Raw genomic sequence first — 14,410 nt, forward strand, 5'->3', positions numbered from 1 at the left:
TCAATTCTCTATCGACAGGATGGGCAGTGCCTGCGTGTAGGGCGACGACGGATTGGACGTCGCCGACCGGAGCCGGAGCCAGAAGAAATCGTGGCTTCCGAGGGTCAGCGTCAACGTCCCGTCGTCGTTGATCCCCGGGAAGACCTGGCCGCCGAAGACATCACGCAGTCCCCGGCCGGCGTATTCGGGCACACGCAGCGTGGCGGCCACGGGATGCTGCGAGAGATTAAAGGCGCAGAGGACCGTTTCGCCGTTCAATCCTGCGGAATTACCCTCCGGCAGTTCCCGGAGGTACGCCAGGACGGCGTCGTGGTCGGCTTCGACGTGCTTGAAGGCGCCGAGGCCGAAAGCCGGGTGGTTCCTGCGGACGCTGAGGATCTGGCGGGTCCAGCGAAGCAGCGATCCCGAGTGCGCGGCCTCGGCCTCCACGTTGGCCATGCTGTAGTTGTAGACCAGCGACTGGATGGGCGGCAGGTAGAGCTTTCCCGGGTCCGCGTGCGAGAATCCCGCGTTGCGGTCGGGGTTCCACTGCATCGGTGTGCGGACGGCGTCACGGTCCTCAAGCCAGATGTTGTCGCCCATGCCGATCTCGTCCCCGTAATACAGGAACGGGCTGCCCGGCAGTGAAAGCAGCAGGGCGTTGATCAGCTCAATCTCAGCCCGCGAGTTGTCCAGCAAGGGGGCCAGCCGCCGGCGGATACCGATGTTGGCGCGCATGCGCGGGTCCGGTGCGTACCAGCCGAGCATTGCAGCGCGTTCGTCAGCGGTGACCATTTCGAGCGTCAGTTCATCGTGGTTGCGCAGGAAGGTGCCCCACTGGGCTCCGTCCGGGATATCCGGAGTGTCGCGCATGGTCTCGATGATGGGCGCGGCCTTCTGGTCCCGGAGCGCGTAGTAGAGCCGGGGCATGATGGGGAAGTGGAAGGCCATGTGGCACTCCGGCTCCGCCTCCGTCCCGAAATACTCCACTACCTCGTTGGGCGGCTGGTTGGCCTCCGCGATGATGACGCGGCCGGGGTAGCTTTCGTCCACCATGGCGCGCAGTTTCCGGAGGAAGTCATGGGTAGCCGGAAGGTTTTCGCAGTTGGTCCCTTCCTCTTCGAAAAGGTACGGGATGGCGTCCGCGCGGAACCCGTCAATGCCCTGGTCCAACCAGAACCGCACGACGTCGAAGAGCGCCTCGATGACCTTGGGATTTTCGAAGTTCAGGTCCGGCTGGTGGCTGAAGAACCGGTGCCAAAAGAACTGCCGGCGGATGGGATCGAAGGTCCAGTTTGATTCCTCGGTGTCAACGAAGATGATGCGGGCGTCCTGGTACTTTTCGTCGGTGTCGCTCCACACGTAGAAATCGCCGTACGGACCTTCGGGATCCTTGCGGGATTCCTGGAACCACGGGTGCTGGTCCGAGGTGTGGTTCAGCGGCAGGTCGATGATCACCCGCACTCCCCTGGCATGAGCCTCTGCCACCAGCCGCTTGAAGTCGCTGATGGTCCCGAACTCGTCCAGTACGGAGTTGTAGTCCGAGATGTCGTAGCCGCCGTCCCGCAGGGGTGACTGGAAGAACGGCGGCAGCCACAGGCAATCCACGCCAAGCCACTGAAGATAGTCCAGCCTGTCGATGAGGCCGGAGAAATCTCCGGATCCGTCACCGTTGGCATCCGCAAAGGCCCGTACCAGCACCTCATAGAAAACGGCTTTCCGGTACCACAGCGGATCATGCTGGAGGCCCGGAGCATTCAGCTCAAACGTGCTTTTGGGCGTGAAGTGCTGGCCGGAACTTTGCGGATTGAAATTCACTGATGCATTCTCCTGACGCTCAGGATGTGTGCCGGCTCTACGTGCGGGTCAAGGCGGACGTAGTTGAACTCGCCCCATTCCCAGCTTTCGCCGGAGATGAGGTCGTCAACGTAGAAGCCGCCGCCCGCGGTGATGTCCTGCGGGTCCAGTTCCAGGGCAGCCAGGTCCAGGGCTACGCTGCATTCCTTGGTGACGTGCGGGTCCACGTTGACCACCACAATGAGCGTGTCCTTCGAACCGTCCGCCAGCGTCTTGTGCTTGGAGTAGACCACCGTGGAGTCGTCGGTGCTCTGGTGGACCGTGAGGTTCTGCAGGTCCTGGAGCGCCGGATGGTCGCGGCGAAGGTGGTTCAGCCGTGTGATGAACGGTGCCAGGGTCCGGCCGGACTCTGCGGCAGCGTCCCAGTCGCGGGCCTTGTATTCGAACTTCTCGTTGTCGATGTACTCCTCCGCGCCGGGGCGGGCCACATGTTCGTACAGTTCGTAACCGGCGTACACGCCCCACAGCGGACTGGCCGTAGAAGCGAGGACAGCCTTGATCTTGAAGGCGGCCGGGCCACCGTACTGGAGGTACTCGGTGAGGATGTCCGGGGTGTTGACGAAGAAATTGGGCCGGAAGTACGCCGGGGAATCGTGGCTGACCTCGTGGAAGTACTCCTCGATCTCCTTCTTGGTGTTGCGCCACGTGAAGTACGTGTAGGACTGCTGGAAGCCTGCCCTGCCCAGCGCGTGCATCATCGCGGGGCGGGTAAACGCCTCAGCCAGGAAAACCACGCCGGGAACCGTTTTGTTAACTTCGGCAATGAGCCATTCCCAGAACCACACGGGTTTGGTGTGTGGGTTATCCACGCGGAAAATCTTTACCCCGTGGCTGACCCACAACAACACAATCCGCAGAATTTCGTTCGAAAGCCCCTCGGGGTCATTGTCGAAATTAAGCGGGTAAATGTCCTGGTACTTCTTGGGCGGATTTTCGGCATAGGCAATGCTGCCGTCAACACGGGTGGTGAACCATTCGGGGTGCGCGGCCACCCAGGGGTGGTCCGGCGCCGCCTGCAGCGCCAGGTCCAGCGCCACTTCCAGCCCCAGCTCGTTGGCACGGGCCACGAAGGCGTCAAAGTCCTCGAAGGAGCCAAGGTCCGGATGGATGGCGTCGTGTCCGCCCTCGGCGGCGCCGATGGCCCATGGGGAGCCGGGATCGTGCGGGCCGGCCACAAGGGTGTTGTTGGGGCCCTTCCGGTGCTGCACGCCGATCGGGTGGATGGGCGGCATGTAGATGACGTCGAAACCCATGCCCGCGACGGCGTCCAGCCGGCGGGCGGCGGTACGGAAGTTGCCGGACGTCCAGGCGCCGGTGTTGTGGTCCTTGACGGCGCCCTCGGACCGCGGGAAGAACTCGTACCAGGAGCCGCGGCCTGCGCGGTCACGCTCCACCAGGAGGGGGTACTTCTCGGAAACGGTGACCAGTTCCCGGATGGGCTGGTGTGCCACAACCCCGGCCACATCGTGGCCGAACCCGGCGCCGAGGCGTTCCTCGGTGCTGAGGGACTGGTCAGCCAGCCTGCCGGCGGCGTCGCGCAGGACGCCCTTATCCCATTCGCTGCGGAAGTCCTCGCCGGACGCTTCCCGCAGCAGGGCGGCACCTTCAGCAAGCATGAGCTCGACGTCGATGCCGGCAGCGATCTTCACTTCAGCGTTGTGGTGCCAGGTGCCGTAGCGGTCATGCCACGCCTCAATAACGAATGACCAGTTGCCCGGTTCCGAAGGCGTGAGGATGCCTTCCCATCGGTCGGTTCCCATGCCCCGTTCCCCGCGTGGAGCCGTCAGCCGAACGCGCTGGCGCTCGGCACCGGACGGATCCAGCAGCACGGCGCTGACGCCAAGCTGGTCATGGCCTTCACGGAACGAGGTGGCACCCACGACGATTCCTTCGCCGGGCAGCGCCTTGGCGGGAAACTTCCCGCCCTCGACGACTGGCTGAACGGCAGTGATCGGAAAACGTCCGAACCGGAGTCCGTCGGTGATCTGTCCCTTGGGCATTTTCTTTGATGCGGCACTGGTTACTGAGTTAGTCGTCACAAGCTCGACGTTAGCGAGAAATGCCGAAGATTGCTAAGCCTGCGCACTGTATTTTGTTGCGCCGCGCTTCATGTGCTCCGCCTCCCCTGTCATTTACGCAAAAGAAACCTAAAGCTGGTTCCAGCCGCGGGGGTTGTCCGTTAGTGTGACGCAGGTGAAGGCAATCCGCAGGTTTACGGTCCGTACAGTCCTCCCCGAACCCATCCGGCCACTGGCCCGGCTGGCCAGCAACTTGCGCTGGTCTTGGCACCGCCCCACCCGGGAACTTTTCGCGGGCCTCAACCCCGCACTGTGGCAGGAAAGCGGCCAGGACCCGGTGGGCTTCCTGGGCATGGTCAGCCGCGAGGAGTTCCAGCAACTGGCCACCAACCAGGCAGTGGTGGAGAAGGTGCGGGCAGCCGAGGCGGACCTCAACCGCTACCTTGACGAGCCCCGCTGGTACCAGGGCCTGGGACCGGACGCTCCTGCCTCCATCGCCTATTTTTCGCCCGAGTTCGGCATCACCGAAGTCCTGCCCCAGTACTCCGGCGGCCTCGGCATCCTTGCCGGCGACCACCTGAAGGCGGCCTCGGACCTGGGCGTTCCGCTGATCGGCGTGGGCCTGCTGTACCAGGCCGGCTACTTCAAGCAGTCCCTCTCCCGGGACGCCTGGCAGCAGGAAACCTACCCCGTGCTGGACCCTGACGGACTGCCCCTGACACTGCTCCGAGAGCCCTCCCCGGACGGCAACGGCAAGCCAGTGCAGGTCTCCCTGCCCCTCCCCAACGGCCGGCGCCTGCTCGCTCACATCTGGCGGGCCGACGTCGGGCGCGTCCCCCTCCTGCTCCTTGACTCCAACGTCCCGGGCAACGACGACGCCGCCCGCAGCATCACAGACCGGCTCTACGGCGGCGGCGGTGACCACCGGCTCCAGCAGGAACTGCTGCTGGGCATGGGCGGCGTGAAAGCGCTGCGGGCGTTCCAAAAGCTGACCGGCACGGCGGCTCCGGAAGTGTTCCACACCAACGAAGGCCACGCGGGCTTCCTGGGCATCGAACGTATCCAGGAACTCATGTCCGGTGAGCAGGCACTGACGTTCGATGAAGCCCTCACCGCGGGGCGAGCCTCCACCGTTTTCACCACGCACACCCCCGTGCCCGCAGGCATCGACAGGTTCGAGATCGCCCAGATCAGCCACTTCTTCCAGGCCGGGCTGGCGCCCGACGTGCCGGTGGACCGCATCCTCGAACTGGGCCGCGAGAACTACGCGGACGGCAACCCGTCCGTCTTCAACATGGCAGTGATGGGCCTGCGCCTGGCACAACGGGCCAATGGTGTGGCCAAGCTCCACGGCGAGGTCTCCCGCGGCATGTTCTCGGCATTGTGGCCCGGATTCGACCACTCCGAGGTGCCCATCACCTCGGTGACCAACGGCGTGCACGTGCCCACCTGGGTGGACAGCCGGATCTCCCAGCTGGCCCGGGACCAGTTCGGCAGCGAAGCGGAGGCCAACGGCCGCTGGGACCTGGCGTACAACGTCAGCGACGCCGACGTCTGGGCGCTTCGGCGTGAGCTGCGTTCGGCGCTGGTGGACGACGTCCGCCGCCGCCTGCGCGCCGCGTGGAAGAAGCGTGGGGCCGCCGATGCCGAGCTGGGCTGGACCGAACACGTCCTGGACCCGGACGTACTCACCATCGGCTTTGCCCGCCGCGTTCCTACGTACAAGCGCCTGACCCTGATGCTGCGCGAACCGGAGCGGCTGAAGGCACTGCTGCTGCACAAGGAGCACCCCATCCAGCTGGTCATTGCCGGCAAGTCCCACCCGGCCGATGACGCCGGCAAGAAGATGATCCAGGACCTGGTCCGGTTCACGGACGATCCCGAGGTCCGCCACCGGATCGCATTCCTGCCGAACTATGACATCGCCATGGCGCGGACCCTGTTCCCTGGCTGCGACGTCTGGCTGAACAACCCGCTCCGGCCCTTGGAGGCCTGCGGCACGTCAGGCATGAAGGCCGCCCTGAACGGCTCGCTGAACCTGTCCGTCCTGGATGGCTGGTGGGACGAGATGTACGACGGCGAAAACGGCTGGGCCATTCCGACGGCCAACAACGGCGCATCCCCCGAAGAGCGCGACGATATCGAGGCCGCCGCACTGTACGAGCTGCTCGAAAGCCAGGTGGCGCCGAGGTTCTATGGCAGCACGGTGTCCGCAGCCGCGGGGGCTGCGGGACCGTCGACGTCGGCGGCAGAGCGGGTGCCCACGCACTGGGTATCCATGATCAAGCACACCCTGTCCCACCTGGGGCCGGCGGTTTCGGCAGAGCGCATGCTCCGCGACTACGTCAACATCCTGTACCGCCCCGCAGCCGAGGCCGGCCGCAGCGCCAGTGCCACCGGCTACGCCCAGGCCCGGTCGTTGGCATCGTGGACCGCGAGGGTGCGCTCGGCCTGGCCGCAGGTGCACGTGGAGCATGTGGACTCGGTGGGCGTCTCCGAGGATCCGCAGATCGGCGACACCCTCCAGGTCAACGCGTATGTGGCCCTCAGCGGCCTCACCCCCGAGGACGTGTACGTGGAGGTGGCTTACGGCAGGGCTGAGGAAAGCGACACCCTGACGGACATCACCATCATGGAACTGCAGGTGAAGGAGGACCTGGGCAACGGCCGCCACCTCTTCAGCGGTTCGCTGGTGATCGACAGGTCAGGGCCGTTCGGCTACACCGTCCGTGTCCTGCCGCAGCACGAGGGACTCGCGTCCAAGGCCGAGCTGGGGCTCATCGTGAATGCGTAACCCCGTCTCCTGACAGGAGGGCCTCCTGCCGGGTACGTCACCACGCAGGAGGAACGACCGGGCTCCTGATGTGTGTCAGAGCAGGACGGCCGTCACCGCCAGGTCCTTTCCGGCGTACCGCTCGGCGTCCTGGAGGATTTCGCAGAGGATGCCGAACGACCTGTCGGAGCGGAACGGTGCCGCCACCTGCCAGAGGACAGTGACAGGCGGGTTGCCGTTGTCCGAAATGCTGTCCGCAAAGTCATGCAGCGAATCGTTCAGCGCATCGAGGTTGACCCCGTAGTGCTCCGGGAAATTCAGGACCTCACCGAAGGTTTCCAGGACCTCCCGCTTGCTGTCCGCCGGGGGGATAACCAAGCTGCGGCGGCCGGCGTCCGCCACCTGGTCCTGCAGTTCCTCGAGGGTCCAGGTGTCGCCGGAGTAGATCTTCATGGTGCTGCTAACTGCCTTCCGTAATGAACGAGAATGATTCGTAGTGGTCGCCGGTGTAGTACTTTTCGCCGTCCGCACCGGCAACGATCCTGCGTGCGCCACGGTCTGACTCCCCCGGAGTGGGCACCGTGTATTCGCGGTAGTAACCGCGGTCGCGGCGGGGCAGGATCCCTTCAAAGTTGCCGAAGGCCTGGTCATCCTGGCTGTAGCGGTAAGGGCCGCCTGCGCGGATCAGTGCCAGGACCCGGCGCCCTTCGGCCGGCAGCTGGGATTCCCTGATGGCCGGCAGGCCGGAGGGGTTCTTCTGTGCGGGCGCCGGCGCCGCCTGGGCCGGGCGCGACGGCGCCGGGGACGCGGACGCGGATGCCGCCGCCGCGCCGGTGGTGGGTGCCGTCGTCGTGCCCTCCGTCAACTGGCCCAGGACGCCCTGGCCGCCGAAGGCAAGCACTGCCACCACCACGAGGGCGGCAAGCAGCAGGGGCAGGATCTTGCGGTTGCGCATGGTCGGTTCGTCCCGGGCTAGGCGTTACGGTAAATACTGATGGAGTTGGCCTCCACCAGGTCCTTTTCACCCGAAGCCACCAGGCCGCCCTGCCGCAGCTCGTGAAGCGGGGAGGTAGTGAGCCGCAGTTCGAACATGCGGGGGCCAGTGCCTTCGGCAGCCAGCGGCGGAAGCGTGATGGTGACATCCGAGCCGGTTCCGTTCACCACCACCAGGCCAGCCAGCTCACCGTCGTCGGAGCCGAGAAGGAGCTGCATCACGCGGTGCTGCGGATCGTTCCAGCGTTCCATGGACATCGGTTGGCCGTTGTGGTCGTACCAGTACAGGTAAGACTGCTCGTCCCGGACCGGGAAGTGGTGCGGCTGCGCGGCCAGGAACTCCTTGCGGAGCCGGATGTACCGCTTGGTGCTGCGGAGCATCTCATGCGATTCCGGGGTACGCGTCCAGTCCACCCAGGTCAGGGCGTTGTCCTGGCAGTAGGCGTTGTTGTTCCCTTGTTGGGTGCGTGCCAGTTCATCCCCGGCGGTAATCATGGGAACGCCGAGGGAGATCATCAGCGACGCCATCATGTTGCGCCGCGACTGGGCGCGCCTGGCCAGGATCTCGCCGTCCTCGGTGGGGCCTTCCACGCCATGGTTGTAGCTTCGGTTGTCGCCGTGCCCGTCGCGGTTCTGTTCGCCGTTGGCTTCGTTGTGTTTCCTGTCGTAGGACACAAGGTCGTTCAGCGTGAAGCCGTCGTGGGCCGTCACGTAATTCACTGACGCGAGGCGGGAGCGGCCGGAGCCTTCGAACAGCGCAGCGGAACCGGACAGCGCGTCGGCCAGTTTTGCCACCGAGCCGCCCTGTCCGCCGGATTCCAGTGCTGCCCGGTCGGCGAGCCAGAAGGACCGCACGGAATCGCGGAAGTGGTCGTTCCAGTCAACCCAGCCCATGGGGAAGCGGCCCGTCTGCCATCCGCCGTAGCCAACATCCCACGGTTCGGCGATGAGCTTGGTGTCGGACAGGACAGGGTCAGCAGCGACGGCCACGAGGAACGGGTGCCGGGGGTCGAACTCGTTATCGCCGTTGCGGCACAGGGTCACGGCCAGGTCGAAGCGGAAACCATCGATGTGGAATTCGTCCACCCAGTACCGCAGCGAGTCCAGGACCAGCTGGATAACCCGGGGCTCGGCGAAGTTGAGGCTGTTTCCGCACCCGGTGGTGTCCAGGTACTTCCCGTGGCCGTCCGTCCGGTAGTAGCGGTTCTCCCCCAGGCCACGGAAGCTGATGGTCTGCCCGTCCGCGCCGCCCTCCGCGGTGTGGTTGTAGACCACATCCAGGATGACTTCCAGTCCTGCCTCGTGGAAGGCCTTGACCATGGCCTTGAACTCGTTCTGGACTGCCTGCGGACCGGCATCCTGGGCCGCGCCCGTGGCGTAGGCGGGATGCAGGGCGAAGAAGGCCGCCGTGTTGTAGCCCCAGTAATTCGTCAGGCCCAGATCCTGCAGGTGCGGTTCGTCCAGGTGGAAATGGACCGGCAGCAGCTGCACAGACGTGATGCCCAGTCCTTTGAGGTGCTCAAGGACTGCCGGGTGCGCCATCCCCGCGTAGGTCCCGCGGAGTTCTTCGGGGACATCGGGGTGGAGCATGGTCTGTCCGCGGACGTGTGCCTCGTAGATGATGGTGTTCCGCCACGGCAGCCTCAGGCGGCTGTCCGTTCCCCAGTCAAAGTCGCCGGCCGTGCGTGCGCTGGTGAGGAGGCCGTCGCGCAGATCCACGGCCCGGCCATACGGATCGAGCAGCGGGCGGCTGCCGTCCTCGTCCAGGCCGTTGGCCGGTACCGCCACAGGCAGCGACTGCTCGCCGGAGGCAGGGCGGAAGCCGTAGCGGGAGCCCGGAGGCAGGTCCTCGACGATGCCGTGGTGGACGCCGTGGGTAACGTTCGGCAGCGGCTGGACGCGCCATTCACCACCCGGGGGCTGGTACACGATTTCCAGGCTGGGCACACCGGGGGCATAGCAGGCAACGTTGGCCCGGCCCCTGTCACCCTGGCCGGAGCCGTCTGAATCCGCGCGCGGGACGCTGACACCGAGGGGAACAGCCGTAGAGGCGTCCATGGTGGAGGCGGTGTCGAAGAGCGGCATGACCATTAGCTAAATAGTAGCCGCCGGCGGCTACTGGCCTGCGCCAGCGTCACACATGACGCCCGGGCCGGGGCCACGGCGTCGTCCCGCCGGACGGGACGACCCCGTCCGGCGGGACCCCGGACTGATTACTTGGCTGCGCGCTGGCGGGAAACCTCGTACAGCGTGATGCCCACGGCCATGGACGCGTTGAGCGATTCCATGGCGGAGTCGATGGGAATGGAGACGATCTGGTCGCAGTTTTCGCGGACCAGCCGGCTCAGGCCCTTGCCTTCGGAACCCACCACGATGCACACCGGTTCGGTGGCGAGGCTCAGGTCCGGCAGCGACACGTCGCCGTCGCCGTCCAGGCCCAGGACGAAGATGCCCATGTTCTTGAACTGCTTGAGGGCGCTGTTGAGGTTTGATGCCCGGGCCACCGGCACACGGACCGCCGCGCCGGCGCTCGTCTTCCACGCCGAGGCGGTAACGCCGACGGAGCGGCGCTCCGGAACAATCACGCCGTGGCCGCTAAACGCGGAGACGGAGCGGATAATGGCGCCGAGGTTGCGGGGATCGGTGATGCCGTCCAAAGCAACGAACAGGGGGGCGTTGCTGACGTGCCCCTTCTTCCACTTCTCCACGGTTTCTTCGGCGAGCTCATAGGCGTCGGCGTAATCGTAGGGCGGGATCTGCAGGACGAGGCCCTGGTGGACGGCGTCGTCGGTCATCCGGTCCAACTCGGGCTTGCCGGTTTCCAGCAGCGGGATGCCGCGCTCGGCCGCCAGCTTGAGGGACTCCTTGACCCGGTCATCCATTTCAATCCGGATGGCAACGTGCAGCGCCTTCGCGGGGATGCCGGCGCGGAGTGCTTCCACTACCGAGTTGCGCCCGGTAACGACCTCCTCGGTGGCGCGGCCCTTGGGGCCGGACTTGCCGGCTCCGGCGCTGCGGGCACCGGGGTTGCGCTTGGCGGCCGAGCGCTCCGCGAGCTGCTTGGACTTGTGCGCCTTGTGGTACGGACGGTCCTCCGCCTTGGGCGTTGGGCCCTTGCCTTCCAGGGCCTTGCGGCCATGGCCACCGGTCCCGATGGTTGGGCCCTTCTTCGCTTTAACCGATCGGCGACCATTGTTGGCCATGATGTTCCACCCTTGATTGTGTTGACTGAGTCCGGCTACCAGTCTACTGACCGAAGAAAAATCGGGTTCCCGGGCTTTGGGTCCCGGCGCTCAATCCCGTTTCAGGCTCCACGTGGCACCGTCCGGGCCGTCCTCCACCACCACGCCGGCCTCGTTGAGTGTGTCGCGGATGGCATCGGATGCTGCCCAGTCCTTCCCGGCGCGGGCTGTGGCGCGGGCGGCAAGCTGCGCCTCCACCAGGACAGCCAGTGCTTCGGCTTCGCGGGTGCTGGCTTTTTCCGAGCAGGCGACGGCGTTGAGCCCCAGCACGTCGGTCATGATGACGACGGCGTACATCGCCTTCCGGGCGGAGTCGTCATCCTTGTCGGCGAGGGCAGTGTTTCCTGCCCGCACCGTCTCATGCAGTGCGGCCAGGGCGCGCGGGACGTTCAGGTCGTCGTCCATGGCGGCATAAAAGGCCTCAACGCTGCCCGTTGAGGGTCCGTAGTCCCCTGCCACGAAGCTGAAATCTGTACCGAAGCGCGCCACGGCCTTTGCCAGGAACCCATCGATTCGTTCGACGGCGGCAGCGGCCTCCTGCAGGGATGTGGGGCGGTAGTCCAGGATCGACCGGTAGTGGGCCTGGCCGAGGTAGTACCGCACCACCCGGGGCGAGGCGAGTTTCAGCATTTCGGTGGGGCTGATGGTGTTGCCGATGGACTTGGACATTTTTTCACCCTCGTAGGTGACCATGCCGTTGTGCATCCAGAAGTTGGCGAACCCGTGCCCGGCGGCCTGTGACTGCGCCATCTCGTTTTCGTGGTGCGGGAACCGCAGGTCCAGGCCGCCGCCGTGGATGTCGAATTCGGTGCCAAGGTACTTGGTCACCATCGCCGAGCATTCCAGGTGCCAGCCGGGGCGGCCGGCCCCCCATGGGGACGCCCAGCTGGCGGTGGCAGGTTCGCCCCCTTTGGAACCCTTCCACAGCGCGAAGTCGCGGGGGTCCCGCTTACCCCGGGGGTCGGCGTCGGCTGCCGCCTGCATGTCATCAATGTTCTGCCGCGTCAGGGCACCGTACTTGCTCCACGAGCGCACGTCGAAGTACACATCGCCGGAATCATCCAGCGCCGGATAGGCGTGTCCGCGGTCGATCAATTGCTGGATCAGGGCGTGCATTTCCGGGATGTGGCCGGTGGCCCTGGGTTCGTAGGTGGGGCGGGAGACACCCAGCGCGTCGTAGGCCTTGAGGAATTCCTGTTCGTAGCGGTAGGCCAACGCCCACCATTCCTCGCCCGGAACCTCGCCCGGTTCCGGCTGGAAACCGGAGGCGAAGGACGCCTCTGACTTGGCGAGGATCTTGTCGTCAATGTCCGTGACGTTGCGGACCACCGTGACCCGCAGCCCGCGGTGGGTCAGCCAGCGGGTCAACTGGTCGAACGCGATGGCGGAACGGATGTGGCCGACGTGGGGCATGCCCTGCACGGTCGCCCCGCAGTAGTAGAGGCTGGCCCTTCCGGCTACGAGGGGGACGAAGTTCCGGACTTCGGCGGAGGCAGTGTCATAGAAGCGCAGGGTCACCGCTCCAGATTAGCCGATGCAGATTAGCCGGCTGATTCGGTAAGGCGCGGGTACACCAAGGCGGTGGCCACAGCGGAGATCCCTTCGCCGCGGCCCGTGAATCCGAGGCCGTCGCTGGTGGTGGCAGTGACGCTGACCGGGGCGCCGGCGGCGTCGGACAGGACCTGCTGCGATTCCTCCCGGCGGGGTCCGAATTTGGGGCGGTTCGCCACGAACTGCACCGCGATGTTGCCGATTTCAAAGCCGGCCGCCCGGACAATCCGCGCAGCCTCAGCCAGCAGGGTTACTCCTGACGCGCCGGCGAACTCAGGCCGGTCAGTGCCGAAGTGGGTGCCGAGGTCACCGATGCCGGCGGCAGAGAACAGCGCATCGGCAGCAGCGTGGGCTACCGGGTCGCCGTCAGAGTGTCCGGCAAGGCCACGCTCGCCCGGCCAGAAGAGCCCGCCCACCCAGAGTTGGCGTGCTTCCCCCTCCGCGGCGAAAGCGTGGACGTCCAGGCCAATTCCTGTACGGGGAATGATCATGCCCTCCGCGCTCATCCCTCCACCCACCGGGCTCCGAGGGGACCTTCCAGGAGCCCTTCGGCGAAGATCAGGTCCAGGGGTGTGGTGATCTTCAGGGACTGGGTGGAACCGCGCACCACGTAGACGTCGGTACCGGCCATCTCGACGAGCATCGCATCATCAGTGACGGCGGCTGCCTCCGCCGGTTCCAGCGCCTGCGCTGCCTCGTGGGCGCGGCGCAGGGTCTCCGCACGGAAGCCCTGCGGCGTCTGCACGGCGCGGAGGTTCTCGCGTGCGGGGGTCCCGGCCACCATTTCGGGTGCGACGGCGTTGTCCCCGGCGGGAGTGGGCGTCACGGTCTTGACGGTGTCCACCACGGGAACGGCAGGGATCACAGCTTCGGCCCCGGCCGCGAGTGCGTCTACCACCCGGTGGAAGACCCCTTCCGGGGTTAGCGCCCTGGCGGCATCGTGCACCAGGACAGCGTCGATTCCGTCCATCAGGGCACCAATGCCCTGCCGGACCGAGTCCGCGCGGGTGGGACCGCCGTCGACGACGGTTAGGAGCGGGCCGCCGTCGGCCAGTTCTTCCCGGAAGCTGTCGCAAAGGGAGCGCAGGCCGTCGTCGCCTTCGGGCAGGACCACGCAGACCTGGGTGGACACCCCGGATGCGACGATGCCCCGGAGGGCATGCATCAGGATGGTTTCGCCGCCCAGGGGCACGGCTGCTTTGGGCATGCCGTAGCCCAGCCGCTGCCCCGAACCTGCAGCCACCAGGATCACCGCGGTGACCGGGCGGGATGGTGTTTCGCTCATGCGGACTAGCCTACGTCCCGCGTGCCCGATGCGTCCCGACGCAGTCGCCGGAGGCACGCCGGGGGTGTTTTCGGGCAAAAAGAAACCCCGGCCGCACTTCCGTGCTGCCGGGGCTCAATTCTTAGGAAGCCAGGACCTCGTCGAGAACGCTTGCAGCCTTCTCCTCGTCGGTCTTTTCAGCCAGCGCCAGTTCTGAGATCAGAATCTGCCGGGCCTTGGCCAGCATTCGCTTTTCGCCTGCGGAAAGGCCCCGGTCGTGATCCCGGCGCCAAAGATCGCGAACGACCTCTGCCACCTTGATGACGTCACCGGAAGCAAGCTTCTCCAGATTTGCCTTGTACCTGCGCGACCAGTTGGTGGGCTCTTCGGTGAACTCGGCGCGGAGCACATCAAATACGTGCTCCAGGCCTTCCTTGCCCACTACGTCCCGGACCCCAACAAGGTCAACGTTTTCTGCTGGAACTTCAATGGTCAGATCACCCTGAGCCACCTTGAGCTTGAGATACATTTTCTCTTCGCCCTTGATGGTGCGCATCTTGATTTCTTCAATCTTCGCAGCACCGTGGTGAGGGTAAACTACTGTCTCGCCGACCTCAAATACCATGTGGACATTTCCCCTTTCCCGCAGACCAGTTTATCACGATTCAGGCATATGACCGGCCGCGGAAAGGGTCCTCAACCGCAGAAATACGCGGAAAATCGGCCCAATCGA

General features: G+C 65.6%; 11 protein-coding genes. 1 reads left to right on the plus strand and 10 read right to left on the minus strand.

Going from position 1 to position 14,410, the window contains the following annotated elements:
• Both treS and OVA06_RS14325 read right to left on the minus strand, forming a co-directional pair.
• Complete coding sequence (gene treS / locus OVA06_RS14320) at positions 1-1,797, minus strand: maltose alpha-D-glucosyltransferase (protein ID WP_268159193.1); 1,797 nt, start codon at positions 1,795-1,797, stop codon at positions 1-3.
• Positions 1,794-3,836, minus strand: coding sequence for an alpha-1,4-glucan--maltose-1-phosphate maltosyltransferase (locus tag OVA06_RS14325; RefSeq protein ID WP_261621052.1), 2,043 nt, complete (start codon positions 3,834-3,836; stop codon positions 1,794-1,796). The genes treS and OVA06_RS14325 overlap by 4 nt, the downstream gene beginning before the upstream one ends.
• Positions 3,837-4,029: 193 nt before the next feature.
• Here OVA06_RS14325 and glgP point away from each other — a divergent pair, with 193 nt between their 5' ends.
• Complete coding sequence (gene glgP / locus OVA06_RS14330) at positions 4,030-6,648, plus strand: alpha-glucan family phosphorylase (protein WP_200937703.1); 2,619 nt, start codon at positions 4,030-4,032, stop codon at positions 6,646-6,648.
• Between the two features lie 75 nt (positions 6,649-6,723).
• Here the strand turns inward: glgP and OVA06_RS14335 are convergent, their stop codons facing one another.
• The 8 genes from OVA06_RS14335 to OVA06_RS14370 all read right to left on the minus strand — a co-directional run bounded on the left by OVA06_RS14335 (position 6,724) and on the right by OVA06_RS14370 (position 14,302).
• Complete coding sequence (locus OVA06_RS14335; RefSeq protein ID WP_268159196.1) at positions 6,724-7,080, minus strand: barstar family protein; 357 nt, start codon at positions 7,078-7,080, stop codon at positions 6,724-6,726.
• A gap of 7 nt (positions 7,081-7,087) precedes the next feature.
• Positions 7,088-7,582: a ribonuclease domain-containing protein gene (locus OVA06_RS14340; RefSeq protein ID WP_056076527.1), complete on the minus strand. Its 495-nt coding sequence runs from the start codon at positions 7,580-7,582 to the stop codon at positions 7,088-7,090.
• A 17-nt stretch (positions 7,583-7,599) separates the two neighbouring features.
• Entirely contained in the window at positions 7,600-9,711 is a 2,112-nt protein-coding gene (glgX, locus tag OVA06_RS14345; RefSeq protein ID WP_268159198.1) for a glycogen debranching protein GlgX, read from the minus strand.
• A 122-nt stretch (positions 9,712-9,833) separates the two neighbouring features.
• Positions 9,834-10,823 carry a 23S rRNA (guanosine(2251)-2'-O)-methyltransferase RlmB gene (gene rlmB, locus OVA06_RS14350; RefSeq protein WP_056076531.1) on the minus strand — a complete coding sequence of 330 codons (990 nt, stop codon included), beginning with the start codon at positions 10,821-10,823 and terminating at the stop codon, positions 9,834-9,836.
• Positions 10,824-10,913: 90 nt separating this feature from the next.
• Positions 10,914-12,380: a cysteine--tRNA ligase gene (gene cysS, locus OVA06_RS14355; protein WP_268159200.1), complete on the minus strand. Its 1,467-nt coding sequence runs from the start codon at positions 12,378-12,380 to the stop codon at positions 10,914-10,916.
• Positions 12,381-12,403: 23 nt separating this feature from the next.
• Positions 12,404-12,919: a 2-C-methyl-D-erythritol 2,4-cyclodiphosphate synthase gene (gene ispF / locus OVA06_RS14360; protein WP_261621048.1), complete on the minus strand. Its 516-nt coding sequence runs from the start codon at positions 12,917-12,919 to the stop codon at positions 12,404-12,406.
• Complete coding sequence (gene ispD / locus OVA06_RS14365) at positions 12,916-13,698, minus strand: 2-C-methyl-D-erythritol 4-phosphate cytidylyltransferase (protein ID WP_056076537.1); 783 nt, start codon at positions 13,696-13,698, stop codon at positions 12,916-12,918. The genes ispF and ispD overlap by 4 nt, the downstream gene beginning before the upstream one ends.
• A gap of 121 nt (positions 13,699-13,819) precedes the next feature.
• On the minus strand, positions 13,820-14,302 hold the full coding sequence (locus OVA06_RS14370) for a CarD family transcriptional regulator (protein WP_011690592.1): 483 nt from the start codon (positions 14,300-14,302) through the stop codon (positions 13,820-13,822).
• Positions 14,303-14,410: the final 108 nt, after the last annotated feature.

The sequence above is a fragment of the Pseudarthrobacter sp. SL88 genome, assembly GCF_026672455.1.
Classification (GTDB): Bacteria; Actinomycetota; Actinomycetes; order Actinomycetales; family Micrococcaceae; genus Arthrobacter.

What these genes read in the sequence shown, in the direction of transcription:
- OVA06_RS14370 (WP_011690592.1), bottom strand. Translation starts at nt 14,302, where the DNA reads ATGGTATTTGAGGTCGGCGAGACAGTAGTTTACCCTCACCACGGTGCT.
- rlmB (WP_056076531.1), bottom strand. Translation starts at nt 10,823, where the DNA reads ATGGCCAACAATGGTCGCCGATCGGTTAAAGCGAAGAAGGGCCCAACC.
- ispD (WP_056076537.1), bottom strand. Translation starts at nt 13,698, where the DNA reads ATGAGCGAAACACCATCCCGCCCGGTCACCGCGGTGATCCTGGTGGCT.
- glgX (WP_268159198.1), bottom strand. Translation starts at nt 9,711, where the DNA reads ATGGTCATGCCGCTCTTCGACACCGCCTCCACCATGGACGCCTCTACG.
- OVA06_RS14325 (WP_261621052.1), bottom strand. Translation starts at nt 3,836, where the DNA reads ATGCCCAAGGGACAGATCACCGACGGACTCCGGTTCGGACGTTTTCCG.
- OVA06_RS14340 (WP_056076527.1), bottom strand. Translation starts at nt 7,582, where the DNA reads ATGCGCAACCGCAAGATCCTGCCCCTGCTGCTTGCCGCCCTCGTGGTG.
- OVA06_RS14335 (WP_268159196.1), bottom strand. Translation starts at nt 7,080, where the DNA reads ATGAAGATCTACTCCGGCGACACCTGGACCCTCGAGGAACTGCAGGAC.
- ispF (WP_261621048.1), bottom strand. Translation starts at nt 12,919, where the DNA reads ATGAGCGCGGAGGGCATGATCATTCCCCGTACAGGAATTGGCCTGGAC.